Origin of the sequence: Thalassospira sp. A40-3 (assembly GCF_015871485.1) — a bacterium.
In the GTDB taxonomy this organism is placed as follows: Bacteria; Pseudomonadota; Alphaproteobacteria; order Rhodospirillales; family Thalassospiraceae; genus Thalassospira; species Thalassospira tepidiphila.
The window spans coordinates 1-25257 of the sequence record NZ_CP065428.1 but is presented as its reverse complement, the minus strand read 5'-3'; the positions used below and the strand labels follow the sequence as shown (position 1 = coordinate 25257).

Here is a 25257-nt window from a genome sequence, read left to right as displayed (position 1 = left end):
ACTTGAAGTTCAGGACGGGTCGCCCGCAGCCGAAGCTGCGGACGCCGCCAACGGATTACTGGACGCTAAAGAAGCTGTCCGGATCGTCCTGTACGTCTTCGGCATCGACATTGTTGAGGGTAATCGAATCCCCATTGCCAAGATCGATGACGGTGTTGGCACCGACTTGCGTTGCACGGGCAGCGACGTCATCGGCACTTGCAATGCCGGTGTCGTTGATGTTGCTGCTAATGGAAAGCATGTCTTCGCCAGCCTGGAAGTCGAGTACGACGTCGTTGCCGCCGCCGCCGGAGAAGACAAAGGTGTCTGCACCGGAACCACCAGACATGATGTCATCGCCTGCGCCGCCTTCGAGGACATCATCCCCGGAGCCGCCAAGCATCAGGTCATCACCCTCGCCGCCCTGAAGCACATCGTCTCCAGAACCGCCAAGCATGACATCGTCTCCGCCACCGCCGAGAACGATATCGTCGCCTGCACCGCCGATCAGGACATCATTGCCTGATCCGCCGTCGAGAACGTCATTGTCTGAACCGCCAAGCAGGATGTCGGAATCCGCACCCCCTGACAGAACATCCTCACCGGAGCCACCCATCATCAGGTCGCTGCCGTCGCCCCCGATCAGTGCATCGTCACCCGATCCACCGAACAGGACATCATCACCTTCGCCACCAACGGCAACATCGTCGCCCGATCCGCCGAACAAGACATCATCGCCTTCTTCGCCAAACAGCACGTCATCATTACCTTGTCCGAAGATTGTATCGTCTCCGCCACGTCCGAAAATGACGTCACTGAAACGAGATCCGAGAAGCGCATCATCAAAGGCGCCGCCTTCGAGAGTTGCCATGTAATCCTCCTTCGTGTCCCAACATTAATGACATCGTGGGGATATTTCCCTCACGAGAGGATGGCCGTTCCCTCTGGACGTTCTGAGCCCCGTGGAAACGACCACTCAGAAATCCTATATTTTTTTACTTTATCATTGGAGGGTATTGTCGTGGTTTTATTTTGTCAACATTATGACTTAGTTTGATATTCATTACATTTATTGTCTGAATACTATTTCAATTTTGCTTATTATTTTGTTCAAAATTCGATCTATACTTGAAAAGAAAAGGGTCAATCCGGTGAGGAACCGGGAAAGACCCCAAGTTAAATCCGCATGTCGCGGGGGAGGATTACTCTTCGCGGAAGGCCTTTTCCATGCTTTGGGTGATGGGATCGATCAGGTAATCGATGGCCTTGCGCGGGGTTTTCAAAACCAGAATGTTGGCTGGCATGCCCGGACGCAGATTGATGTCATCATGTTTTGCCAGTTCGGCCGGATCAATCGTCGCCCGCACGATGTAGTAAGACGCATCGCGCTGTTCATCGACGGTTTGGTCAGCGGCAACATAGCTTACCTCGCCATTCAGGGGGGCCAGTCGACGCTGACTATAGGCGGTCAGACGAATTTGCGCCTTTGATCCGACCTGGACCGAGTCGATATCCTGTCGGTTGATCCGTGCCTCGATCACCAGTGGTTCATCTTCGGGGATGATATCCATGATCGGTTCGGCCGGACTGATCACACCGCCGGGGGTTCTGATCTGGATATTGGCAACCGTTCCGGCCTGGGGTGCACGCACTTCGAGACGATCAAGCACGTCCTGACTTGCCCGGATGCGTTGTGTGACATCATTGAGCGCAAGCTGGGCTTCCTGAATTTCCGTTGCGATATCGCTTTGCCATTCCATTTCGATCGAGGCGAGATTGATCTCGGCTTCGGCCTTTTGTTGTTGGGCGGCGGCACGCTGGGCTTTGAATTCGCCCATATCGCCGACCAGATCCGACCAGTTATTTTCAATCTCGACCAGTTGGGTACGGGTGGCGAAGCCCTTTTCGGCCAGTTGGCGAATCCCGGCAAGTTGTTCGGCGACGAGCTTTTCCTGACGTGTGCGGGCCTTGATCTGTGAGACCAGTGCCTCGGCTTCGGCCTCGAACTGTTCGATCTGTTTGGCCTGGGCATCACGTTTGGCGGCATAGACTTCCTTGCGCTTGGCAAACAGGCGTTTTTCATCGCTGAGGATATCGGCGACATAGGCCTCGTCACTGGCGAGAAGTTCCTGTGGGAAGGTGATGTTTCCCTGCCCGCGCTGTTCGGCGCGCAATCGGGCAAGCTTGGCCATCAGACCAAACCGTTCGCCGCGCAACTGGCCGAGCTCCGACTCGCTGCGTGTGCCATCGAGAAGGGCAAGGGTCTGGCCCGCGGTGACTTTTTCGCCTTCCTCGACCAGAAGCTGTTTGAGGATGCCGCCCTCATAGTGATTAACGACTTTCTTTTTGGAATCGACAATCACCGAGCCGGTCGCGACAGCCGCACTATCGAGTTCAGCGGTAAAGCCCCAGGTGAGGAACCCGCCAAACCCCAAAATAATGACGAACAATCCGGCAAGGATCGGCTTGCGCAGGCTTTGGCGCGATGCTTCGCGTTCTTCCGAGAGGATCTGGTGCCAGGCGACTTGCGGTTCCTCGGCCGGGAGTGCCGCGCCGCCGCCTTCAAGATTAATGACACGGGTCATGCCGCACCTCCGTTTTCATGTTTACGCTTTACCGGGGGCAGACTTTTGATGTCGTCGCTTTCATTGGACAGATTGCGGATCACGTCCGTTCGTTCGCCGAACTGTTTGACCCGTCCGTCCTGCATCACCAAAAGCTTGTTGGCATATTGCATGATGCTTTGACGGTGCGCGATCAGCACCACCATGGCACCGGAATCAGCAGCGTGGCGCACGGCACGGATCAGGGATGCTTCGCCCTCGGCATCAAGATTGGCGTTGGGTTCATCAAGCACCAGCAGACGCGGCCAGCCATAAAGTGCACGCGCCAATGCAATGCGTTGTTGCTGCCCGCCAGACAGGGTATGTCGACCGGCACCAATCGGCGTGTCATAGCCCAGCGGCAATCGACCGATCATTTCATGCACACCGGCGGCACGGGCAGCCTCGATCACCTTGCGCGGGCTTGCATCGCGCATGCGGCTGATATTGTCGCGGATGGTGCCGTTCAGAAGCGATACCGATTGCGGCAGATAGCCGACCATGTCGCCAAATGATCCGCGCTCCCAGAGATAGGCATTGTGGCCGTCAAGATAGACACCGCCCGTCGCAGGCTTTGCCGTGCCAACCAGCAATCTTGAAAGGGTTGATTTCCCGGCCGCAGACGGCCCGACCACCCCCAATATATCGCCCGGCGACAGTTCGAAACTGATCCCGCGCAGCACCGGCACATTTGACCCCGGGACGGCATAAACCAGATTATCGACAACCAGCGGACCTTCGGAACGCGGGGTTGGTTTGATTTCGCGTTCGGACTGGCTTTCTTCGAGCATCAATCGAATGCGTTTCCAAGATGAAAACGCCCCGACCCATGCCCGCCAGTCGCGGGTGACATTATCAAACGGCAGCAACAGCCGCCCCATGATCACGGTCCCGCCAATCATCGCACCGGGCGTGGTTTCGCCCTGAATGACAAGGTAAGCGCCCATGGCCAGAACAATGATCTGCATGCCGAACCGGGCAGAACGGGTGATGGAATACATGCCCTTGCTGCGCACGTTGCCGACATCAAGCAACTCGCTGGCGTGGATTTGTGCCTGACGCCAGCGGAGCGCAAGGGCTGGCATCATGCCCATTGCCTCGATCACTTCGGCGTTTGAAACCGTCGATCCGATATCGCCGATATTGCGCAGATTGGCGTCTGTTCCTTCCTTGGTGACCTGACGGACCATCACATCACCGAGCAGACTTAACCCGATCAGGGTCAAAACCGCCACCAGCCCGGCAATCCCGTAATAGGGATGCAGGGCAAACATCACGAAAAGGAAAATCGGCGACCAGATCGCTTCAAGCGGGGCGGCGATGGTAGTGCCGGTGATGAAGTTGCGCAGATCAGAAAGGTCGCGCAGGACCTGGGTGCCGTGCAGCGATCCTTTTTCAAGTGCTACGCGCATCGCCGCCGAAATTGCCGGCAGGTTCAACCGGCGCAAAAGCGACTTTGCCATTTCCTGAAAGACAAGCGCGCGCACGAAATCAAGGATGCCATAGAGAATGATCGCACAGACCGCGATCACCAGAAGCAACAGCAGGGTATCGGTGCTTTGACTGTTGATCACGCGGTCATGCACCTGAAGCATGAACAACGGCACGGTAAGTTGAAGGATATTGATGAAGCCGCTCATGACACCGGCCCATCCGAGCCCGCGGACGAACGTAAAGCGGGCCTCGCGAATGACCGATCTTGCATCAAGTTCAGGCCGGGCTTCCTTCGCATTCACGGGCGAATTCACAGGCGAATCCACCGGTTTTGCCAGCTTTTTGCGGCGAAATTGCATCGAAAATCATCCAATTAAGCAAAAGTCATAGTTTTTCCGCAATCTAATCACATAGTTGCGATGACAGGATGATATACAATAAAATTAAATATGTCGATCTCATGTTGATGATTAGACAATGTAAAAACATTAACAATGGAAGTAATTCAAAAATAAAAACACTTTCGAATTACTTCCGAACAACGAGCAAACCTGCGGGAAGAAAGAGGCGTTCGGAAAAATTGTTCAAGAACAACGTCTTGTTATCTTCCCCAATACGAAATTTGTGTCAGGGCAATTGCGCCTTGGCATCAACTCTCGCTTGGGACCAGATAACGGATCGAAACTCATGACCGTCACTCATCTTGAACTGGCAAATACCGTCGAGCGGATCTATCGGCGGTTTGCGGATTTGTTACGGGTAGATCTCATTCGACTCGGAAAGGATGACATCAGCCCGGCGCAAGTGGCGCTGCTTTTTACCATTGGCGAAGATGAACTCTCGGTGCGCGATCTTCTTGATCGTGGCCATTATATGGGTTCAAACGCGTCTTATAATCTTAAACAGCTCGCGGAATCGGGCTATATCGAACGTCAGGTCATGGCACGGGACAGGCGTTCTGCCCGTTTGAAATTGACCAAAAAGGGCCATGAACTCTGCCAGGCATTGCACGAATTCCACGAAGAATATCACGACGCCCTGACCAACAATCTCGAAGACCAGCAGGAGATGGAAACAGCGCTGCGTACGTTGCGCAGACTGGAAGAATTCTGGACACAGACGCTCAGGTACGGGGGTGTTCCCATCAATGGGTCCGTCGCCGCGCAGGAGGCACGAAACAGACGATGAAGATTGTCCTTGTTCATCGTCATGGACCGGGACAGTTTGTACATCTTGCCTGCCATCTGGCCGATGCCGGATGGCAGGTTTCCTTCCTGTGCGAAGCAATGAATGTGCGCCTGCCCGGCATCCGGACACTCCGCCAGCCTGTCACAGCCCCACCGCCGGCCATACCGTTTGCGCAATATCATCAGGATGTGGGACTAAAGGCTGCCAGAACCCTTGAAAGCCTTGTGCGCGAAGAAGGCGCGCCGGACATTGTTTACGGCCATATCGGTTGGGGCAGCATGATGTTTGCCCGCGACGTTTTGCCCAAAACACCCCTGATCGGTTATTGCGAGCATTATTATCACGCCACCGGGCGCGACGTCGGCTTTGACCCGGATGATGAGATCACGCTGGCGAAACGCGCCCAGCTTCGCGTGCGCAATGCCGCCCAACTGACCACACTTGATCAGCTTGATGCCGCCATCAGCCCGACCAAATGGCAGAAATCGGCGTTTCCGGCGGCCTATCACCACAAGATCGGTGTCTGCCATGACGGGATTGATACCCACCGCTGCCAGCCAAACCCAAACGCCAGCCTGACCTTGCCCGATGGGCGGGTGCTGACCACGCGTGATCAGGTAATTACCTATGTCGCGCGCGATCTTGAACCCTATCGCGGGTTTCCGACCTTTATGCGTGCGGCCGCCAAACTGGCCCAGCAAAATCCCGATGCGCAGTTCGTGATCGCCGGGGGCGATGGCGTCAGTTATGGACAGGCGCGCAAGGACGGACGGACTTGGCGCGACGTGATGATGGCAGAAACGCAGATTGATCCGTCACGCATCCACTTTCTGGGCCAGATCCCCCATGACCAACTGATCCGGATGTACCAGATCAGTTCGTTGCATGTTTACCTTACATATCCGTTTGTTTTGTCGTGGTCGGTGCTGGAAGCCATGGCGTGTGGTGCGCCTGTGATTGCCTCGGACACCGGCCCGTGTCACGATATGATCCGTGATCGGCAGAACGGATTACTGACCGATTTCTGGGACAGCGATGCACTGGCGATGAAAATGTCGTTCTGTCTTGCCCATCGTGACGACCTGACACCCCTGCGTGAACGGGCCCGCAAGACGATCCTTAATCACTTTGACCTTCGACGGTGTCTGGATCGGCAAACGACCCTGATCGAGAATATGGCGTCTGGCAGAAAAAGCCGATGACGGCATCACATGCCAAAAGCAAAGCCAAAGATGAAACCTACGTCACCTTTGGCTTTTGCATATTCGCTTCAAGCTAAATTAGATGATTACTTAAATAGAAATTCAAACGAACAGTAATCACATCGTCATCTGCGACAGGCCGAAGCCCTGTTCAAGCACCTCGCCGGCTGTCAGGCAGATGTCTTCGCGCCAGGGGGCGGCGACGAGTTGAACACCCGAGGGGATATTTTTTTCGACGCCAGAGCAGATCGAGATCGCCGGAAGCCCCAGCAACGGAATGGCGATTTGCGGCAATTGTGCCTTCCACAGGCGGGTCAGGGTTGCGGGACCTTCAAGGTCCTCGTCCTTGCGGAAGGGCAGTTCGGCCGAAACCGGCATCAGCACCACCGGATAATCTTCAAGGAACGCACGCCAGTCGCGGATCAGGGCCGAGCGGCGGAGAAAGAGCTTACTAAACGTGTCCTTATCAATCGCGGCGGCGCGATCGGCGTAGTGTTCGAGAAGGGCAATCGCGCCCGGATCGTCTTCGGCCCGGGCGGCTTTCAGTTTGGCCTCGTGATCGTCCGAAAGCCACAGGTCGATCTGAAGATCGACGGCCTCGCGAATTTCGGGGATTTCCGGGGTTTCCACGGACCAGCCAGCGGCGCGGAAAATCTCGGCGGCACGTTCGATATCTGCCAGAATGCGCGGATCGGTGTCAATGCCCCCGGGGTGGGTGACAAGGGCAACACGCTTGGCAAAATCGGGGCCGCGCAGCGGCATCGGCACACTCCAGGGATCATCGGGGGAATAGCCCGCCATGCCTTCAAGCCCGAGCCGCAGGTCATCAACCCTGCGCGCCAGCGGCCCTGATACCGCCATCAATTGTGCGCCAATCGGACGATCACCGCCGGTCTGGTTGAACATTGGAATGCGGCCATGGGTCGGGCGCAATCCCTGAATGCCGCAGGCATAGGCCGGGTAACGCACCGAGCCCGCGATATCCGTACCATGGCCGATATGACCCAATCCGGCCGATGTTGCGGCACCCGCACCGCCCGAGGATCCACCCGGTGTGAGGGCCGGGTTATGGGGATTAAGCGTCGTGCCATGCACCTTGTTGGAGGTAAACCAGCGATAGGAAAAGGCGGGTGTGTTGGTGCGGCCAATCACAATCGCGCCCTTGCTGCGCATGTTGCGCAAAAACGGACTGTCTTGGCTTGCGATCAAATCCGAAGCCAAGGTCGTGCCATTGGTGGTGGCATATCCGGCCTGATCGGAGATGACCTTGATCGTGACCGGGACGCCAGCCAAGGGACCGACCGCGTCCCCGGCCTCGATGCGGGCGTCAAGCAGTTCGGCCTCTTGCATGGCTTCATCTGCGCAATCCTGAACGATGGCGTTGATGGCCGGATTGACCCGCGCCACACGATCAAGCATTTGGCGAATGACCGTGGTGGCGCGCATTTCCCGGTTTTTGATGCGGCGGGCCAGTTCGCGGGCAGACAGGGAATTCGGATCGCTGGTCATGTGGGGCGCTACCTTGTTGATTGGGGTTAAGCTGTCATCGGCTCGGACTGAAGCTGGTTTCGGCGGATCGACAGAACGGTCGCCTTTGGTTCGCAAATGCTGGCGACATGGGGGGTGACGAAAACCTTGGGATGGTGCCAAAGCGGATGTCCGGCCGGCAGGGGTTCGGTTTCAAACACATCGAGCGACGCGCCCGACAAATGCCCACGATCAAGGGCCTCAACAAGGGCGGTTTCATCGACCTGCCCACCGCGGCCCAAATGGATCAGGGCGGCACCCTTTGGCAGTTTTGCCAGATTTTCGGCACCCAAAAGACCCTTGGTCTGATCGGTGAGCGGCAGCACATTGATCAGAATGTCGCTTTGGGCCAGGAAATCATCAAACCCGCCATCACGATAATGCGTTACCCCGTCTTCGGATGGCTTTGGGGCGGATCGGGAATAGCTTGCGACCGGATAGCCCAAGGCCACCAGTGCCCTTGCCACCGCACGGCCCATCAGACCAAACCCCAGAACTCCAATGCGCTTTGCACGGGGAGATAGCCCGGTCAGCTGGCGTTCCCAGTGCGCGATTTTCTGATTGGCAAGAAGATTGCCCATATTGCGATGGTGCCAAAGGACATGGAAGGTGGCGAAACCGGCCATTTGCAGGGCCTGATCCGGGTCTTCTACCCGATGGATCGGCACCCCCGGTGGCAAGGATGGGCACGCCATGATGGCATCAATACCCGCCCCCACCGAATAGATCGCGCGTAAATTCGGATAGCGCGTAAAGGCATCCGGCGCCGGGACAAAGGTGACCATGAAACTGACGTCTTCGGGTCGGTCGATCTCGCCGGGCAGATGCAGGTCCAGTTCGGGTGCCAGGGCATCGAAATGCGGGCCGTAAATACCCCGCAAATCGATTTTGCTGCAAGACAGAACGCCAATCATGCTGGCACTTCTTCGGTTTGGGCCCAGTCCGCACCGGGAACGGCGGCGAGAAGTTGACGGGTATATTCCTGTTTCGGCGACAGGAAGATTTCATCGACCCGACCAATTTCAACCAGCTTGCCCTTTTGCATCACCGCAATGCGATCGCAAAGCTGTGCGGCAACCCGCAGATCGTGGGTGATGAACAGGATCGACAAAGACAGGCGTTCACGCAAATCACGCAACAGATCAAGCACCTGTGCCTGGATCGACACATCAAGTGCAGACACAGCTTCATCGGCAATGATCAGTTCGGGTTCCATGGCAAGCGCACGGGCAATGCCGATGCGTTGACGTTGCCCGCCGGAAAACTCGTGCGGATAGCGCATGGCTGCATCGGCACCCAGACCAACGATTTCGAGCAGTTCCTTTGCCTTGGCCTGAGCCTTTTCCTTGGGAACGCCGCGATTGATCGGACCATCGGTCAGGGCACTCATGATCCGTTGGCGCGGATTAAGCGACGCGTAGGGATCCTGAAAAACCATCTGGACCTTGTTGCGCTGACGACGGAGTTCTTCCTCAGACAGTGCGGCAAGATCAACCCCGCCGACCATGACGTGACCGCCATCCGGTGTCACCAGCCGAACTGCTGTTCGGCCCAATGTCGACTTGCCCGACCCGGATTCGCCGACAAGACCAAGCACCTCGCCACGCGCCACCGTAAGCGAGACATCATCGACCGCATGAACTTCGCGGACGGGTTTGAACAAACCACCACCCGTCCGGAAAGTTTTACGCAGATTTTTGATTTCAAGCGCCGGTGTATCGCTTAGTTCACGTGCTTCCGGAAGTTTTCCGGTCGGAATGGCATCAAGCAGACGTTTGGTGTAGTCGTGCTGCGGGTTATCAAGAACCGATGCCGCATCACCGCGTTCGACGACCTTGCCTTCGCGCATGACAATCACCTGATCGGCGATTTCGGCGACCACGCCAAAATCATGGGTGATGAACATGACGGCCATGCCACGCTTTTTGCGCAGATCGAGAATAAGCTTCAGGATCTGTGCCTGGGTGGTGACATCAAGGGCGGTTGTAGGCTCATCGGCGATCAGGAGCTTGGGCTCCAACGCCAATGCCATGGCAATCATCGCGCGTTGGCGTTGACCACCTGAAAGCTGGAACGGATAGGCGCGGATGATTTTTTCCGGATCGGGAAGCCCAACTTCGCGCACAAGGTCCAATGCGCGTTTGCGGCGTTCGGACTGGGTATAAAGACCGTGTGCGGCAAAGACCTCTGATATCTGGTCGCCAATGCGCATCAACGGGTTGAGTGCTGTCATCGGTTCCTGAAAGATCATGGCGATCTGGGCACCGCGCAACGCCTGTTTGTCGGCTTCTGGCAGGCGCAAGACATCGCGGGCTTCGAACATCGCCCGGCCTGATTTGACCTCTACCCCTTGCGGGAGCAGCCCCATCAGGGCATTGGCCGTCATTGACTTGCCAGAGCCGGATTCACCAACCACACAAAGGATCTGTCCCTTGTCGATGTCGAAGCTGACATTTTCGACCGCGAATGGGCGGTCGGCTCCTTCGGGCAGGCCGATTGTCAGCCGTTCAATTGTCAGTGTCGCACTCATGCTTTGCCCTTTCGCGACAGATGCGGATTGAAGGCATCATTGAGCCCCTCACCGATCAGGTTGAGCGCCAAAACGGTGATCACGATGGCAATGCCGGGGAAGAAGCTGAGCCACCAGCTGGTGCGGATGACAGTGCGGGCAGCCCCGATCATATATCCCCACGACATCGCGTTCGGATCGCCAAGCCCAAGGAACGAGAGCGAGCTTTCAAGCAGGATCGCGGTCGCGACCATCAGCGACGCCATGACAATGATCGGCGAGACCGTATTTGGCAGCACCTGCTGGATCAGGATGCGCGGTTTTGAAAGCCCCGCCAGACGCGCCGCATCGACAAATTCACGGGTGCGCACCGACATGACTTCGGCCCGGACAAGACGGGCGACGGGCGGCCAACTGACAATCGCAATCGCAATGGTGATGGAGGTCAAGGTTGGTTCAAAAATCGCCACCAGCACGATGGCCAGTGCGAAGTTCGGGATGGTCTGGAAAAACTCGGTGAAGCGCATTGCGCCTTCATCGACATAGCCACCATAGAACCCCGCCAACGCGCCCAACGGCACACCGATCAGCAAGGCAACCACGGTCGAAACCAGCCCAACCAGAAGGGAAACCCGCGCGCCATAGGCCAGTTGGGCTGCCACATTTCGGCCAAGTGTATCTGTGCCCAGGGGCAAACCATCAACAGCAAAGGGTGCGAGGAACGGGCGTTGAACCATTTGCCAAGGCCCATCAGAGAAAATCAAGGGGGCGATCAGCGCGATGACGATCACGGAGATCAGCAAGGCGACACCGATCATGGCGCCCATATTGCTTCTGAAACGTTTCCACATGTCAGCTACGGGCTCCGATACGGGGATCGACAATGCGATAAACAATGTCGGTCACGATGTTGAACAGGATGACCATGGCCGCCGAGACAAGGAACACGCCCAAAATCGTGTTGTAGTCACGTGCAGCCAAGCTTTCGAACATCAGGCGCCCAATACCGGGCCAGGCAAAGACCGTTTCGGTCAGAACCGCCCCGCCGACAAGTTGACCGGCCTGTAAGCCTGCCAGGGTCACCACCGGCAAAATGGCATTGCGCAGGATGTGACGACGGCGAATGACCGCATCCGACAGGCCCTTGGCCTTGGCGGTTTTGACGAAATCAAGCTGCGAGACTTCGAGCATGGATGCACGCGCCATGCGCATATAGACCGCGGTAAAGAACAGCCCCAATGTCAGGGCCGGCAGGATCAGGTGGCTGCCAATATCAAGGATGCGTTCCAAACCGGTATAATTGGCCCCGACCGTTTCATAGCCAAAGCCGGGAAGCCATCCAAACCATACGGAAAACACCAGAACCGCCATAAGCGCCAGCCAATATAGCGGGGTCGCGTAGAATAAAAGCGCCATCGTGGTCAGGACGGTATCAGACGGTTTGCCAACGCGTGCGGCGGCGGCAACCCCAAAGGCAATACCCAAAACCAGCGAGACGACAAAGGCCGTTAATGTCAGCAGCAAGGTTGCCGGCAACCGATCGGCAATGAGTTCGGCCACAGGCGCGCCCTGGCGGAAGGAATAGCCAAGATCAAGTTGCACAATACCGGCGACATATTTGCCAAGCTGGACATAAAGCGGCTGATCGAGGCCAAAGCGTTCGCGCAGTTGTTCGATCATCTGCTCGTCAGCGGCACCGGCTTCACCGGCCAGCACGACAGCCGGGTCGCCCGGCGCGGCATGGATGAGGAAAAAGTTCAGAATCGCAATGGCCAACAAGGTCAAAATAGCCTTGGATAGCCGCGACACCACGACAGCGAATATGGTCATAGGTCCCCGTAGCATCCCGTATTTGAAATCCCGCCTGAACGCGGGCAATCAGGAAAAGAAGGGGGCGGACCGGCAATCGGTCCGCCCGCAATGTTACTTCTTGATCCAGGCGTTACGTGGACCGTCATTGATACCGATGGCCGTGGTCACCAGATCGTTAACATTGCAACGGTAGATCGTCGGGAAGGTCAGTTCCTGCATCCAGGCGACCGGAACGTCATCGACGATTTCCTTCTGGATTTCGGCATAGGCTGCTTCGCGTTCTTCGGGTGTTACCATCGTCGCAGCAGCGGCCCATTTTTCATCGAGTGCCAGGTTTTCATAGCCTTCGACATTGTTCCACGGGCTGCCTTTTTTGATGCGGTCGGCGGTATAGTTGCGCGAAACACCAAGGGCCGGATCACCGTACTGATAGAGATAGGTGAAGGCCATGTCGTAATCCCACTGGGACGTTTTTTCGTTCCACCCAGCGACATCAGAGCTGTCGATTTCGGCATTGATGCCAACTTCGCTGAGGTTCTGACGCACGGCCTCGGCCCAGCGTTGCCAGGTTTCACCATATGGCAGCGGCAGGATGCGGACAGGTTCGCCGTCATAGCCCATCTCAGCCAGAAGTTCCTTGGCCTTGTCCGGGTTGTGATCATAAATGGTCACGTCATCGGAATAGAAATTGGTGCTGGATGCAATCGGACCGGTCGCAACTTTACCAAAGCCGTTCCAGACCACATCGCGCATGAATTCACGATCCATGGCGTACATGACAGCCTGACGGAACTTCTCGTTGGCGGTCGGACCTTCGCGATTGTTAAGCCACATCCATGCCAGTGGTGCCAGGAATTCCCAGCCCTTTTCGGTGACACAAACACCATCCATTTCGGCCAGACGCGGGATATCCCAGTTTTCAACCGAACCACCCGGAAGGACATCAACCTCGCCGGTTTCAAACGCCACCGCGCGCGCAGCCGCATCCGGGATCACACGGTAAAAGACTTCATCGAGATAGGGCAGGCCATCGACATAGTAGTCCTCGTTCTTAACAAGGTGGATGTGGCTGCCCTTGACCCATTCCTTGAACTTGAACGGACCGGTGCCAATCGGGGTGGCGTTCGCCGGGTTGTTGGCAAAGTCAGTGCCTTCGTAGATGTGCTTGGGCACGATCGGCATGGTGCCGTTTTCAAAGGCGTTGATGAACGGACCAAACGGTTCTTTCAGCTTGAAGACAACCGTCATCGGATCCGGTGCGGTGATGCTTTTGACATAAGCCAGCGACGCACGCAGACGTGCATGGGTTTCACGCAGGAAAACATCGGCGGAAAAGACAACGTCATCGGCGGTGAAAGCTTCGCCGTCATGCCATTTGACACCTTCATTAAGCTTGAAGGTATAGGTCAGACCGTCGTCGGAGATTTCCCAGCTTTTGGCCAGACTCGGCATCGGGGTGAGGTCGCTGTCATAGCGCAGCAGGCTTTCATAGATATCGCCTGCGACAAGCTGGGTCGGGCCATTCTGCACGAGGCCGAGCATCAGTCCCGGTGGTTCGGGTTGAACAACGATGTCAAGCCGACCGCCAGCTTCCTGTGCCGCCACTGGCGAGGCCAGGGCGGCGGCGATGAGAAAAGTAGTCACCTTTAAATATTTCATAGCATTCCCTGATTGTGTTTTGCATTTAGGTTCTTGTTTTTATTGGTGTTACGCACGTTTTGTTTAGCCAAAGGCCACAGGCGTGACCCAGGTGCCCAGGTGCCCAGGTTACCCAAGGTAACCCGGGGCGCTGGCATCAAGCCGGCGCAGTTGGGCGGCCCATTCCGGGTCTGGTTTGCCCTTTTGTTCATAAGAATCGTACATCGACTGGTATTGGGATGCGGTGTGCTCGGCAACGTCATGGCCCAGCACGACCGGGGTCAGGCCCATTCCCAGCGCGGCCACTTGTGCCTTGCAGGACCGTTCAAGGTTCAAGGCCAGCTTGACCGCCTCGGCCACCGAGCGACCCAAAAGCAGCGTTCCGTGATTGCGCAGCAACATCACCGATTTGTCGCCGAGATCGGCAACGATGCGGGCGCGTTCCTCAAGATTAAGCGCAATGCCTTCGTAGTCATGGAAGGCTATCCGGTCGTAAAACTGTGCCGACCATTGATTAAGCGGCAGCAATCCTTCCTGGTTTGATGACACCGCCACACCCGCGACCGTGTGGGTATGGAGCACACAAACTGCATCGTGGCGCGCCATGTGAACCGCCGAATGGATGGTAAAGCCCGCGGCATTCACCCCCGCACCATAGGGGTCATCAATCACGGCACCGGTTTCATCGACGGTTACCAGATTGGCTGCGGTGACTTCGTCAAACCGCAGACCGAACGGATTGAGCAGAAAGCGTTGCTCGCCCCCCGGTCCGGATGGGAGCCGTGCGGAAATATGGGTGTAGATGCCGTCATCCATGCCCTCGAGCGCGATCAACCGATAGGCCGCAGCCAGATCGCGGCGGATTTCGGATATCGACTGATCACTCATAGCATCGCGCATTAATGCCGCCCTTTCGTTATGTCGCTTTTTTGATTGCTTCAAGGCTGCGGGATGATCCCGGCGCAGTCAAGTAAATTGTCGACAATCTACAATTCGTTGCCTAGACTGGTCGGAGTCATGCATCTTTCTTTGGCGTCTGTTGCGGGCTTCATTCAAAGAATTCAAATCCACCTTCTGCGGGCTTACATATGACACAGACACAGCCGTCTTCCGGCTTCCAACAGATTGATCGTGAAGGGCTCGTGCAGCGGGTTGCCAAGTTGTTGAGCAAAGCAATCGTCAGCGGAAAGCTTGCACCGGGTGCGCGGTTATCCGAATCGGTTGTTGCCCGCGAACTGGGGGTCAGCCGGGCACCCGTCCGTGAAGCCGCAAGGTTGCTTGAAAGTTCGGGACTGGTGAGGTCCGAGCCGAACCGGGGATTTTTCGTGCGTCAGGTTTCGATAAAGGCGCTCAATGATCTGTATGAGTTGCGACTGGCGATTGAGACGGCCGTGGTCGAACGTCTGGTGCAGAACTGGAACGACGAGATCGAGGAAGCGCTGAGCGCACAGGTGGCCGAACTTCACCGGGTTGCCACCGAAGAGGCCGATATCTTCACCCAGGTCGAAGCCGACATGCAGTTTCACCGGCTGATGTGTACTGGCAGTGACAACCCGAAATTCCTGCAGGTGTTCGAACAGGTCGCCATAGAAACCGAGTTCAGCATCATGCTGATCGGGCAGTTGTATGACGATCCGACCCGCATTGCAGAAACGCACGAACCGATTCTTGAAGCCCTGCGGGCACGCGATGCCACCAAGGCCGTTTCGGCGATCCGCTACCACATTTCGGAGGCGCAACGCATCGTGATCGATCAGTTCCGCCTTCTGGAAGAAGGCAAAACGTCGACATGAAATGCTTCTACGCCCCAGAAACCGAAACACACGATCCGATCTTTCGGCTGACCTATGGCAAGATCCAGCGTAATGCCGAACAGGCCGAACGCGCCAAGCTTTTGCTGGCTGGTCTTGATGCGCTTTCCCTGTCGGTAAGCGAGCCCGAACGCGCCCCGATGGCAGCGCTTGAAACCGTTCATACCAAGCGGTTTCTAAAGTTCCTCGAAACGGCGTGGGATGAATGGCAAAAACAGCCCGATGCTGGCCCGGAAGTCGTCCCCAACGTCTTTCCGCGTGCCGCAACGTCATCCTATCCGCACACCATTCTGGCCCGGGCGGGCTGGCATATGGGCGATACGTCTGCCCCGATTGGTCGGCATAGCTGGCAGGCGGCCTTGCGCGCCGCCGATTGCGCCATTGCCGCAACCGATGCTGTGCTGGCGGGGGATGACAAGGCCTATGCGCTGTGTCGGCCAGCGGGTCATCACACCAGTGGCGAAATTGCTGCCGGTCATTGTTTGCTAAACAATGCCGCCATTGCGGCCGCACGCCTGCGCACCGCACATGATCGCGTCGCCATATTTGATATCGATGTCCATCATGGCAACGGCACGCAGGATATCTTTTATGATCGGGGCGATGTCCTGACCGCATCTATCCATGCCGACCCCACGGACTATTACCCGTTCTTTACCGGCTTTGCCGATGAGACCGGATCGGGCGATGGCGAGGGATATAACCTTAATCTGCCCCTGCCTCGCACCACCACAGATGCAGCATGGCTTGCCGCAATCGATACCGCCCTTGACCGTATTGCCGACTTCAATCCCGGTGCGCTGGTTCTCAGCCTTGGGCTTGATACGCACGAAGACGACCCGTTGCTTGGGATGAAAGTCAGTTGGGACGGACTGCGTCGTGCCGGTGAAAAAATTGCTGCGGCGGGCTATCCGACGGTTATTGTGCAAGAGGGTGGATATCTGACACCATCGCTGACCACGTCGCTGACATCTTTTCTTTCGGGTTATTTGGGCGCAAAAATACCCGCACTTGAGAGAAACTGACCCGCATCAGCCACCAATGGCGGGTTTGATCGCAACCGCATATACTGCAGAACAAAATGGCCGCCCCATATCAGGGCCTCATCATCAGAACGGGAGTTTCACATGAACCATCGGCCGAATTCGCTCCACATGTCCGACATCGCACATTCGATGCATCCATACACCAATATGCGACTGCACGAAGAAAAGGGCCCGATGATCATGGCCGAGGGCAATGGCGCCCGCGTCACCGACAGCGAAGGCAAGGAATATATCGAAGGTCTTGCCGGGCTTTGGTCGGTTGCGGTTGGCTTTTCTGAATCCCGTCTGGCCGATGCCGCCTATGCGCAGCTGAAACGCCTGCCCTATTACCACAGCTTTGCCCACAAGGCGCACGAGCCATCGATCCGTCTGGCCGAAAAGCTGGTTGAAATGACGCCCGAAGGCCTGAACCGTGTGTTCTTTACCAATTCCGGGTCGGAAGCCAACGACACCGTCGTCAAGATGGCCTGGTTCCTTAATAACGGTCTGGGCCGCCCGGAAAAGAAGAAGTTCCTGTCGCGCACCAAGGCCTATCACGGGATTACGGTTGCCTCGGGCTCGCTGACCGGGCTTGCCGGCAACCAGAAGGACTTTGACCTTCCGGCCATTCCGGTGACGCATCTGAGCTGCCCACATTTCTGGCGTTATGGCGAAGAGGGCGAGACCGAGACCGAATTCACCGCGCGCCTTTTGAAGGAACTTGAAGACACCATCATCGCCGAAGGCCCGGAAACCATTGCGGCCTTTATTGGCGAACCGGTGATGGGTGCGGGCGGTGTGATGACGCCGCCGGAAGGCTACTGGCCGGGTGTGGTGGAAATCTGCCACAAGTACGACATTCTGGTTGTTTCCGATGAAGTCATTAATGGTTTTGGCCGGACTGGTGCCCGTTTTGGCTGTGAAAAATACGGCTTCACCCCGGACATTCTGGTGACTTCCAAACAGCTGACCTCGTCCTACATGCCGCTGGCAGCGATCGTTGTGAATGACAAGGTCTATAACGCGATTGCCGACAACACCGCCAAACTGGGCAATTTCGGCCACGGCTTCACCGGCACCGGACATCCGGTTGCCTGTGCGGTTGGCTTGGAAAACCTCAACATCATCGAAGAACGCGATTTGATGGGTAATGCCAAACGCTTGGAGCCGATGTTCCAGGATGGTTTGCGCGCCTTTGCCGATCATCCGTTGATCGGCGAAATTCGCGGTGTTGGCCTGATTGCGGGCCTTGAGATGGCAGACAAGAAAACCAAACAACCGTTTGGTAAACCGGGCACGGTTGCCGCCAAGGTCGTGGCCCTTGCCGCCGAAGAAGGGCTTATTTGCCGCAATGTCTATGACACGGTGGCACTTTGCCCGCCGCTGATCGTGACCGAGGATGACGTGCGCGAAATCCACGCCCGCCTCGGCCGTGCACTCGATCGGGCGCTTGATTGGGCGAAGTCCGAAGGGATGCTCTGATCTGAAAATCGCCGCGCAAAATTAGCACGCGAGGCGCACCAAAGAAAAAGCCGGAGATGGTTTTCCCATCTCCGGCTTTGTTTTTCTTGGCGTGATCTTACAACGTCATGGTCGCTTATACGTCGAGGTTTGCGACCTTGAGTGCGTTTGACTGAATGAAGTCGCGGCGGGGTTCGACGACGTCGCCCATGAGGGTCGAGAAGACTTCCTCGGCCTCGTCGGCGTGGGCGACTTTGACCTGCAGCAGCGAACGGACGTTCGGATCGAGCGTGGTTTCCCAAAGCTGATCCGGGTTCATTTCGCCCAGGCCCTTATAACGCTGGACCGAAATGCCGCGGCGGCCATATTCCATCACCGCATTAACCAGATCGACCGGGCCGTTGATTTTCCAGGTCTTGTCCTTGGCAACGAACTCTGCGCCCTTTTCAAACAGTTCGCGCAGTTCGCCAAGAATACCGGCAATTGCACGGGCCTCGGCCGAGCGCAGGATGTTGCCATCAATCACGTGACGCTGTTCAACGCCGCGCAGCATCCGCCAGAGCACGATTTCATCAAGTGGTGCTTCGCCGTGCCAGCCGCGATCATAGTCTTCTTCAAGAGTATCAAGATGTTTGGCGAGCGTTTCGGCCGCTTCGAGGCGTTTGCCATCGTCATCGAGCAATGCCGGGTTCAACGCACCAGCAAGGGTTGCCTGTTCGAGCACGGAAATCGGCAGTTTGATCGATAGCGGCTCCAGGAAGCCCTTGGCCTTACGCGCCAGTTCGACCACACGCACCAGATCCGGCCCGGCAAGCTGTTGGCCACCGGCAAGGGTAAGCACGGCTTCTTCGGTGCCCTGTGCGGTCAGGTATTGCTCCATCTCGCGGTCGTCCTTGAGATACTGGACCGAGTTGCCGCGTTTGGCGCGATACAGCGGCGGCTGCGCGATATAGAGATAGCCGCGTTCGATCAGTTCAGGCATCTGACGATAGAAGAAGGTCAAAAGCAGGGTTCGAATATGCGCACCATCGACGTCGGCGTCAGTCATGATGATGATTTTGTGGTAGCGGGCCTTTTCGATATTGAAGTCATCGCGGCCAATCCCGGTGCCCATGGCGGTAATCAGGGTGCCAATTTCCTGACTTGAGAGCATCTTGTCAAAGCGTGCACGTTCGACGTTGAGGATCTTACCGCGCAGCGGCAGGATCGCCTGGAAACCACGTTCGCGGCCCTGTTTGGCCGAACCACCTGCGGAATCACCCTCCACGATGAACAGTTCGGCTTTGGACGCATCGCGTTCCTGACAGTCAGCCAATTTGCCCGGCAGGGACGAGATATCAAGCGCGCCCTTGCGGCGGGTCAGTTCACGTGCCTTACGGGCCGCTTCACGGGCAGATGCCGCTTCGACCACCTTGGAGACGATCTTGCGCGCGTCCTGCGGATGTTCTTCAAGCCATTGGGCAAGCTTGTCATTGACGATGTTTTCAACCACCGGACGGACTTCGGACGAGACCAGCTTGTCCTTGGTCTGGGACGAGAATTTCGGATCCGGAACCTTGACCGAAATCACGCAAGACAGGCCTTCGCGGGCATCATCACCGGAAAGGGCGACCTTTTCCTTTTTGGCGATGCCACTTTCCTGGGCGTAGTTGTTGATCTGACGGGTCAGAGCAGCACGGAAACCGGCCATGTGCGTCCCGCCATCACGCTGCGGAATATTGTTGGTAAAGCACAGCGTGGTTTCGTGGTAGCTGTCGTTCCATTGCAGGGCGACTTCGACGGTGATGCCGTCTTTTTCGCCTTCGATGCAAATGGCTTCTTCGATCTGACGGGCCTTGTTACGGTCAAGATATTCGACAAAGGCGCGAATACCGCCTTCGTAATGCAGTTTCATTTCGGTCGGTTCGCCACTGCGTTCATCACGCAGCGTCAGGATCACGCCCGAGTTCAGGAAGGCCAGTTCGCGCAGGCGGTGTTCCAGCGTCGGCAGGTCGAAATCGGTCATGGTGAAGATTTCGGCATCCGGGTAGAAGGTGACTTCGGTCCCTGAAAGCGGCGTGCCATCCGCGGTCAGCGGTGCATCGCCGACAACCTCAAGCGGCTTGATCGCGTCACCACCGGAAAACTCCATGTAGTGTTCTTTGCCGTTACGCCAGACGCGCAGCTTGAGCAGCGTCGACAGCGCGTTCACCACCGACACGCCCACACCATGCAGACCACCGGAAACCTTATAGGAGTTCTGATCGAACTTACCACCGGCATGCAGCTGGGTCATGATAACCTCGGCGGCGGAAACGCCTTCTTCCTTGTGCATGTCGGTCGGAATGCCACGGCCGTTATCGCGGATGGTGGCAGAACCATCGCCGTTAAGCTGGACCCAGACGGTATCGCAGTGACCGGCCAAGGCTTCGTCGATTGCGTTATCGACGACTTCGTAGATCATATGGTGCAAACCGGTACCGTCATCGGTATCGCCGATATACATGCCCGGACGTTTGCGCACAGCTTCAAGGCCCTTAAGAACCTTGATCGATTCTGCGCCATACTCCTGCGACTGTTCACCAGTGTTCGGCGTTTCGGTTTCGTTGGTCATAGGGTCAGAACCTCGGCATTCACTAAGTGGTTTCAAGGGTCAGTGTGGCATCTTCCACGCGGAAGAATTGCGCACGACCGTCCAAACCTTCAAACAGCGCCCGGTCCGTGCCTGTCATCCAGGCCTGGACGCCAAGCGCCACGATTTCATCAAACAAGTGGCTGCGGCGTTCTGCATCGAGATGCGCAACCACTTCATCAAGCAACAAGAGCGGGCCAGCCCCGCGTGCCTTTGTCTGCAGGCGGGTATTGGCCATGATGATCGACAGCAACAACGCCTTTTGTTCCCCGGTGGAACATTGATCCGCCGACTGGCCCTTTGCATCGTGCCAGACCAGCAGATCACTGCGTTGCGGGCCGACCACCGCCCCGCCATAGGTCGCATCACGTGAACGTCCGTCGCGCAATGCGGCCTGCATTTTATCTTCGACCTCGACCGCTGGCAGGTTTTCCAGCCAATCTTCAAGGTCCCCGGTCAGCGCCAGACGGGCGGCCGGAAATGGTCCGATCGCCATGGTCCCGGCACGTCGTAACCGTTCGAGCAATTCTGCACGTGCGACCGCAACCGCAATGCCATGGCGCACCATCGAATCCTCGATCGAGGTCAGCCATTTATCATCCGCCTTGCCTTCCTTAAGAAGCTTGGCGCGTGAGCGCAGCGAATGCTCGTAGGCGGCAACGCGGCTGCTGTGGTCGGGATCAAGGCCATATACCAGCCGATCCAGAAAGCGCCTGCGGGCCGACGGACCATCCAAAAACAGTCGATCCATTTGCGGCGTCAGCCAGACCGCGGCACAAACCCGGCCCAAGGCCGCCTGCCCACGCTGGGCCTGCCCATCGATGCGCACAGCACGGCGTTCGCGGCCCTGTTCAAGGGCGGCCGGATCAAGCCCGGTGCCCAATTGAAACGCTCCGTCCGGCGTATCGACATCTGCGGCCACGGCCCAGGCCCGAAGTGCGCCGGTATCCGTTGGCGGGGTGCTTCGGGCGATTTCGCCCAGCTTGGCCCGGCGCAATCCACCGCCCGGTGCCAGAAGCGAGACCGCCTCAAGCAGGTTGGTCTTGCCCGCCCCGTTTGGCCCCGTCAGCACGACCGGCGAGCTGTCGAGCGACAGACGCAGGCCTTCGTAACAGCGAAACTCGCTGAGCTGGATGCGGGAAACAGCAAGACGGCTTGTCATCGACACCCCGTCTTTTGGCATGAGGTTATTGGCAAGAGCAGCCACAGCTTGATCGTACTAACCGTCAAACACGCATCGGCATCAGAACGTACAATGCCGAAAGGTCGTCGGTGTCACGCAGGATGGTCGGGCTGGATCCGTCCGACATCAGAAGGTTCAGGGTGTCGCCCTTTACCTGCTTGGCGATGTCGAGCAGATAGCGCGAGTTAAAGCCGATTTCGATATCCTCGGCGTCGTAGTTGATTTCAAGCTCCTCGGACGCGGTGCCGTGTTCGGGGCTGGAGGCCGAAAGGGTCAGGGTATTGCCTGACAGAACAACTTTTACCGCACGCGATTTTTCAATCGAGATCGCCGATACACGGTCGACCGCATCGGCAAATGCCTTGCATTCGATATCAAGGGTCTTGTCATTGCCCGACGGGATCACGCGTTCGTAATCCGGGAAGGTACCGTCAATCAGCTTCGAGGTCAGAACCGCATCGCCGAAACCAAAACGGATTTTGGTATCGGACAGCGCGATATCGACGGCTTCGCCGGTTTCCTCGATCAGTTTGCGCAGCTCACCAACGGTTTTGCGCGGCACGATGACGCCCGGCATGTTTTCCGCACCATCAGGCAGCGGCGCCTCGACGCGCGCCAGACGGTGACCATCGGTTGCAACCGCGCGCAGGATCTTGGTGCCTTCGGCGTCGGTGGCATGGAAATAGATACCGTTGAGGTAGTAACGGGTTTCCTCGGTCGAGATGGCGAATTCGGCGCGGTCAATCAGGCCGCGCAGCTCAGCCGCAGCCAGACCGAAGCTGACCGGAAGGTCGCCACCCGACATTACCGGGAAATCATCAACCGGCAGAACGGCAAGATTGAACTTCGAACGACCGGCAGAAAGGGTCAGGCGGCCTGCACCCGGCTCAAGCGAGATTTGCACCTGGGAGCCTTCGGGCAGCTTGCGCACGATTTCATACAGGGTATGGGCAGGGGTGGTGGTCGCGCCCGGTTCGGACACCTCGGCCGTCGTGGTTTCGATGACTTCGAGGTCCATATCGGTCGCGGTCAGCGCAAGACGATCATTCTCTGCCCGGAGCAAAATATTGGACAGAATCGGAATGGTGTTACGTCGTTCAACAACGCTTTGAACATGGGTCAGCGATTTCAACAGCGCCGCGCGTTCGATGGTCAGCTTCATGCCCGTCCTATCCGTCTGTCAGTATTCGTTTAACAAATTGATTTTTAATCGGTTTTCTTACCTGACCCACACCCTTTCGGGTGCGGAAATCGCATTATAACATGCTGGCTTGGAAATCGAAGGATTTTTACGGCCTAAACCCAAGCAAATAAAAGGAGTCGGCGGACAAAAATACGCCCCGAACGCGCAAAGCGGCACAAACCGCGCGACTCGCAGTTTCGACGATAAAATTGCAGCTAAAAATCCAGCTGATTCAAAAACAAAATCCGCCGGAAAACACGGCGGATTTCATCTTGAACAACAACATTTCGACGCGCTTTTGCGCGCAATCAGCTTTCGAGCATCCGACGCAGCAGATCGATATCTTCGCAGAGCGACGGGTCCGTCCCGTGCAGTTCTTCGATCTTGCGCACCGCATGCATCACCGTGGTGTGGTCACGACCACCAAACTTGCGGCCGATTTCCGGCAGCGAATGGGTAGTGAGCTGTTTGGACAGATACATTGCCACCTGACGCGGGCGGGCGACCGCACGCGCACGGCGGGCGGAATGCATGTCGGACACCTTGATGTTGAAATGCTCGGCCACGCGCTTCTGGATTTCCTCGATCGAAACCCGGCGCTCGGATGCGCGCAGGACGTCATGGAGGATGTCCTGAACCATTTCCAGCCCGATCTCGCGACCGACCAGCTGGGAATGAGCAATCACGCGGTTAAGCGCGCCTTCAAGCTCACGCACATTGGCGGTGATCTTGTGGGCAAGGAATTCCATAACACGCTGGGGCAGTTCGACCCCCTGACGTTCGGCCTTGGCCTCCAAGATGCCCAGACGCAGCTCGTAGGTGGTGGCGTGAATATCGGCCACAAGGCCAGAGCCCAGACGCGACCGCAGGCGTTCTTCGATGTCTTCAAGATCGGATGGCGATTTATCGGCCGAAACAATGATCTGACGGCCCTGATCGACCAGCGCGTTGAAGGTGTGGAAGAATTCTTCCTGGGTCGAGTCTTTGCCCGAGATGAACTGAACATCATCCACCATCAGCACATCGACCGAGCGGAACTGGTCCTTGAAATCGACCGTGTTCTTGTCGCGCAGTGCGCGAATGAAACGATACATGAATTTCTCGGCCGACAGGTAGATCACCGTGCGGTGCGGCTGGGTGCGGCGGATATGCCAGGCAATCGCGTGCATCAGGTGGGTTTTACCAAGACCAACACCACCATAGAGGAAAAGCGGGTTGAACGGCACCGATTCGGCCTCTGCCAGACGGCGGGCGGCGGCATAGGCGAACTCGTTTGGTTTGCCCAGCACGAAATTGTCAAAGGTGTAGCGCGGATCCAGGGCAGCCGAGATGCCGTCATCAGACATGCTGGCAATGGCAGTGCGGCCCGATCCATTTGACTGGGACGGCGCACTGACCACGGTATTGTTTTCCGGGGAATGTGAAGTGCGCGCGGATTTGGCACGCGCGGTCGTGGCGTTTGCCGATGTGGATTTGGTCGAAGAAGAACTCGAAGCAGACGCATCGTTCTGCGCAGTCGCGCCCGAAACGATATTGATTTCAACGAAATGCACATCGGAATCTTCGGCGTGCCAGAATTTCTGGATACGGTCGAGATAGTGCTGCGTCACCCAGTCACGCATGGCACGAGTCGGCGCACCCAAACGGGCCACACCGGCTTCTACAGCCATCAGGGCAACGGGCTCCAGCCAATAGCGATAGGCCGTTGCACCAAATTCGGCGCGCAGCTTTTCTCGTACGACTTGCCAGGTTGCCACTGCGTGATCATCAAGTGCTGCGTGCTGGTCACCCGCAATCCCCCCGTTGGATTGCCCAAGTGCCGATTGTGTGTCCCTCACGGCGTGCTGCACTGTAAGAACCTTTCCCCGATATCCCGATTTCACCACCACAAAGACCGCAAAAGACAAAACGATACTGTGTCGCGTTGATCACCGCAGTGACCAACACGTTGGCCTTCCACAAAATCAGGAAGTGTACTCGCGCCTTTTGTTTTTAGTTCTTCGTCACGGGTCGCTTTGCGCGGCCTGCGAAGTTCAAACACTGTACTGATGTGACCCACATCAGGCAAGGCGATCTTTAACAGAACGTTAA

At 57.0% G+C, this 25257-nt stretch carries 19 protein-coding genes; 5 read left to right on the top strand and 14 right to left on the bottom strand.

All coding sequences use genetic code 11. The features are described from left to right. Positions 1-55: 55 nt before the first annotated feature. From IT893_RS00095 to IT893_RS00085, 3 genes are all read right to left on the bottom strand, one after another. On the bottom strand, positions 56-850 hold the full coding sequence (locus IT893_RS00095) for a calcium-binding protein (protein ID WP_063085941.1): 795 nt from the start codon (positions 848-850) through the stop codon (positions 56-58). Positions 851-1181: 331 nt separating this feature from the next. Continuing rightward, a complete protein-coding gene (locus IT893_RS00090) occupies positions 1182-2564 on the bottom strand; it encodes an HlyD family type I secretion periplasmic adaptor subunit (RefSeq protein ID WP_197146436.1) in 1383 nt (460 codons plus the stop codon). Next, a complete protein-coding gene (locus tag IT893_RS00085) occupies positions 2561-4375 on the bottom strand; it encodes a type I secretion system permease/ATPase (RefSeq protein WP_197146435.1) in 1815 nt (604 codons plus the stop codon). The genes IT893_RS00090 and IT893_RS00085 overlap by 4 nt, the downstream gene beginning before the upstream one ends. A gap of 328 nt (positions 4376-4703) precedes the next feature. Between IT893_RS00085 and IT893_RS00080 the strand changes: the two genes are divergently transcribed. Together IT893_RS00080 and IT893_RS00075 are read left to right on the top strand one after the other, a co-directional pair. Next, positions 4704-5204, top strand: coding sequence for a MarR family winged helix-turn-helix transcriptional regulator (locus tag IT893_RS00080; RefSeq protein ID WP_197146434.1), 501 nt, complete (start codon positions 4704-4706; stop codon positions 5202-5204). Further along, the gene (locus IT893_RS00075) at positions 5201-6406 is read left to right on the top strand and encodes a glycosyltransferase (protein WP_197146433.1); all 1206 of its coding nucleotides are present in this window, start codon (positions 5201-5203) and stop codon (positions 6404-6406) included. The genes IT893_RS00080 and IT893_RS00075 overlap by 4 nt, the downstream gene beginning before the upstream one ends. A gap of 117 nt (positions 6407-6523) precedes the next feature. Here the strand turns inward: IT893_RS00075 and IT893_RS00070 are convergent, their stop codons facing one another. The 7 genes from IT893_RS00070 to IT893_RS00040 form a co-directional block, all read right to left on the bottom strand. Further along, a complete protein-coding gene (locus IT893_RS00070; protein ID WP_197146432.1) occupies positions 6524-7915 on the bottom strand; it encodes an amidase family protein in 1392 nt (463 codons plus the stop codon). Positions 7916-7941: 26 nt separating this feature from the next. After that, positions 7942-8847 (bottom strand): glyoxylate/hydroxypyruvate reductase A, encoded by a 906-nt coding sequence (locus IT893_RS00065; RefSeq protein WP_197146431.1) that lies wholly within the window; start codon positions 8845-8847, stop codon positions 7942-7944. Beyond that, a complete protein-coding gene (locus IT893_RS00060) occupies positions 8844-10463 on the bottom strand; it encodes an ABC transporter ATP-binding protein (protein ID WP_197146430.1) in 1620 nt (539 codons plus the stop codon). Before IT893_RS00060 ends, IT893_RS00065 begins: the two co-directional genes overlap by 4 nt. After that, the gene (locus tag IT893_RS00055; protein WP_197146429.1) at positions 10460-11293 is read right to left on the bottom strand and encodes an ABC transporter permease; all 834 of its coding nucleotides are present in this window, start codon (positions 11291-11293) and stop codon (positions 10460-10462) included. Before IT893_RS00055 ends, IT893_RS00060 begins: the two co-directional genes overlap by 4 nt. Position 11294: 1 nt before the next feature. Further along, positions 11295-12272, bottom strand: a complete 978-nt coding sequence (locus IT893_RS00050; RefSeq protein ID WP_063085952.1) for an ABC transporter permease — start codon at positions 12270-12272, stop codon at positions 11295-11297. 93 nt (positions 12273-12365) lie between these two features. Next, positions 12366-13898 (bottom strand): ABC transporter substrate-binding protein, encoded by a 1533-nt coding sequence (locus tag IT893_RS00045; protein WP_252724022.1) that lies wholly within the window; start codon positions 13896-13898, stop codon positions 12366-12368. A gap of 123 nt (positions 13899-14021) precedes the next feature. After that, on the bottom strand, positions 14022-14792 hold the full coding sequence (locus IT893_RS00040) for a class II aldolase/adducin family protein (protein WP_063085955.1): 771 nt from the start codon (positions 14790-14792) through the stop codon (positions 14022-14024). 188 nt (positions 14793-14980) lie between these two features. Here IT893_RS00040 and IT893_RS00035 point away from each other — a divergent pair, with 188 nt between their 5' ends. The 3 genes from IT893_RS00035 (at position 14981) to IT893_RS00025 (ending at position 18210) form a co-directional block, all read left to right on the top strand. Further along, entirely contained in the window at positions 14981-15685 is a 705-nt protein-coding gene (locus IT893_RS00035) for a GntR family transcriptional regulator (protein WP_063085958.1), read from the top strand. Next, on the top strand, positions 15682-16728 hold the full coding sequence (locus tag IT893_RS00030) for a histone deacetylase family protein (protein WP_197146427.1): 1047 nt from the start codon (positions 15682-15684) through the stop codon (positions 16726-16728). The genes IT893_RS00035 and IT893_RS00030 overlap by 4 nt, the downstream gene beginning before the upstream one ends. Before the next feature lie 102 nt (positions 16729-16830). Continuing rightward, positions 16831-18210: an aspartate aminotransferase family protein gene (locus IT893_RS00025; RefSeq protein ID WP_197146426.1), complete on the top strand. Its 1380-nt coding sequence runs from the start codon at positions 16831-16833 to the stop codon at positions 18208-18210. Positions 18211-18325: 115 nt separating this feature from the next. Here IT893_RS00025 and gyrB read toward each other — a convergent pair whose 3' ends face one another. From gyrB to dnaA, 4 genes are all read right to left on the bottom strand, one after another. Further along, entirely contained in the window at positions 18326-20782 is a 2457-nt protein-coding gene (gyrB, locus tag IT893_RS00020; protein WP_197146425.1) for a DNA topoisomerase (ATP-hydrolyzing) subunit B, read from the bottom strand. A gap of 22 nt (positions 20783-20804) precedes the next feature. Continuing rightward, a complete protein-coding gene (gene recF / locus IT893_RS00015; RefSeq protein WP_197146424.1) occupies positions 20805-21962 on the bottom strand; it encodes a DNA replication/repair protein RecF in 1158 nt (385 codons plus the stop codon). 64 nt (positions 21963-22026) lie between these two features. After that, complete coding sequence (dnaN, locus tag IT893_RS00010) at positions 22027-23145, bottom strand: DNA polymerase III subunit beta (protein WP_008888966.1); 1119 nt, start codon at positions 23143-23145, stop codon at positions 22027-22029. Positions 23146-23474: 329 nt separating this feature from the next. Then, positions 23475-25016 (bottom strand): chromosomal replication initiator protein DnaA, encoded by a 1542-nt coding sequence (gene dnaA / locus IT893_RS00005; protein ID WP_197146423.1) that lies wholly within the window; start codon positions 25014-25016, stop codon positions 23475-23477. Between the last annotated feature and the right edge of the window lie 241 nt (positions 25017-25257).

Excerpts from the sequence above, each read along its gene's own strand:
- IT893_RS00095 (WP_063085941.1), bottom strand. The coding sequence starts at position 850 with ATGGCAACTCTCGAAGGCGGCGCCTTTGATGATGCGCTTCTCGGATCT.
- IT893_RS00090 (WP_197146436.1), bottom strand. The coding sequence starts at position 2,564 with ATGACCCGTGTCATTAATCTTGAAGGCGGCGGCGCGGCACTCCCGGCC.
- IT893_RS00085 (WP_197146435.1), bottom strand. The coding sequence starts at position 4,375 with ATGCAATTTCGCCGCAAAAAGCTGGCAAAACCGGTGGATTCGCCTGTG.
- IT893_RS00080 (WP_197146434.1), top strand. The coding sequence starts at position 4,704 with ATGACCGTCACTCATCTTGAACTGGCAAATACCGTCGAGCGGATCTAT.
- IT893_RS00075 (WP_197146433.1), top strand. The coding sequence starts at position 5,201 with ATGAAGATTGTCCTTGTTCATCGTCATGGACCGGGACAGTTTGTACAT.
- IT893_RS00070 (WP_197146432.1), bottom strand. The coding sequence starts at position 7,915 with ATGACCAGCGATCCGAATTCCCTGTCTGCCCGCGAACTGGCCCGCCGC.
- IT893_RS00065 (WP_197146431.1), bottom strand. The coding sequence starts at position 8,847 with ATGATTGGCGTTCTGTCTTGCAGCAAAATCGATTTGCGGGGTATTTAC.
- IT893_RS00060 (WP_197146430.1), bottom strand. The coding sequence starts at position 10,463 with ATGAGTGCGACACTGACAATTGAACGGCTGACAATCGGCCTGCCCGAA.
- IT893_RS00055 (WP_197146429.1), bottom strand. The coding sequence starts at position 11,293 with ATGTGGAAACGTTTCAGAAGCAATATGGGCGCCATGATCGGTGTCGCC.
- IT893_RS00050 (WP_063085952.1), bottom strand. The coding sequence starts at position 12,272 with ATGACCATATTCGCTGTCGTGGTGTCGCGGCTATCCAAGGCTATTTTG.
- IT893_RS00040 (WP_063085955.1), bottom strand. The coding sequence starts at position 14,792 with ATGCGCGATGCTATGAGTGATCAGTCGATATCCGAAATCCGCCGCGAT.
- IT893_RS00035 (WP_063085958.1), top strand. The coding sequence starts at position 14,981 with ATGACACAGACACAGCCGTCTTCCGGCTTCCAACAGATTGATCGTGAA.
- IT893_RS00030 (WP_197146427.1), top strand. The coding sequence starts at position 15,682 with ATGAAATGCTTCTACGCCCCAGAAACCGAAACACACGATCCGATCTTT.
- IT893_RS00025 (WP_197146426.1), top strand. The coding sequence starts at position 16,831 with ATGAACCATCGGCCGAATTCGCTCCACATGTCCGACATCGCACATTCG.
- gyrB (WP_197146425.1), bottom strand. The coding sequence starts at position 20,782 with ATGACCAACGAAACCGAAACGCCGAACACTGGTGAACAGTCGCAGGAG.
- recF (WP_197146424.1), bottom strand. The coding sequence starts at position 21,962 with ATGACAAGCCGTCTTGCTGTTTCCCGCATCCAGCTCAGCGAGTTTCGC.
- dnaN (WP_008888966.1), bottom strand. The coding sequence starts at position 23,145 with ATGAAGCTGACCATCGAACGCGCGGCGCTGTTGAAATCGCTGACCCAT.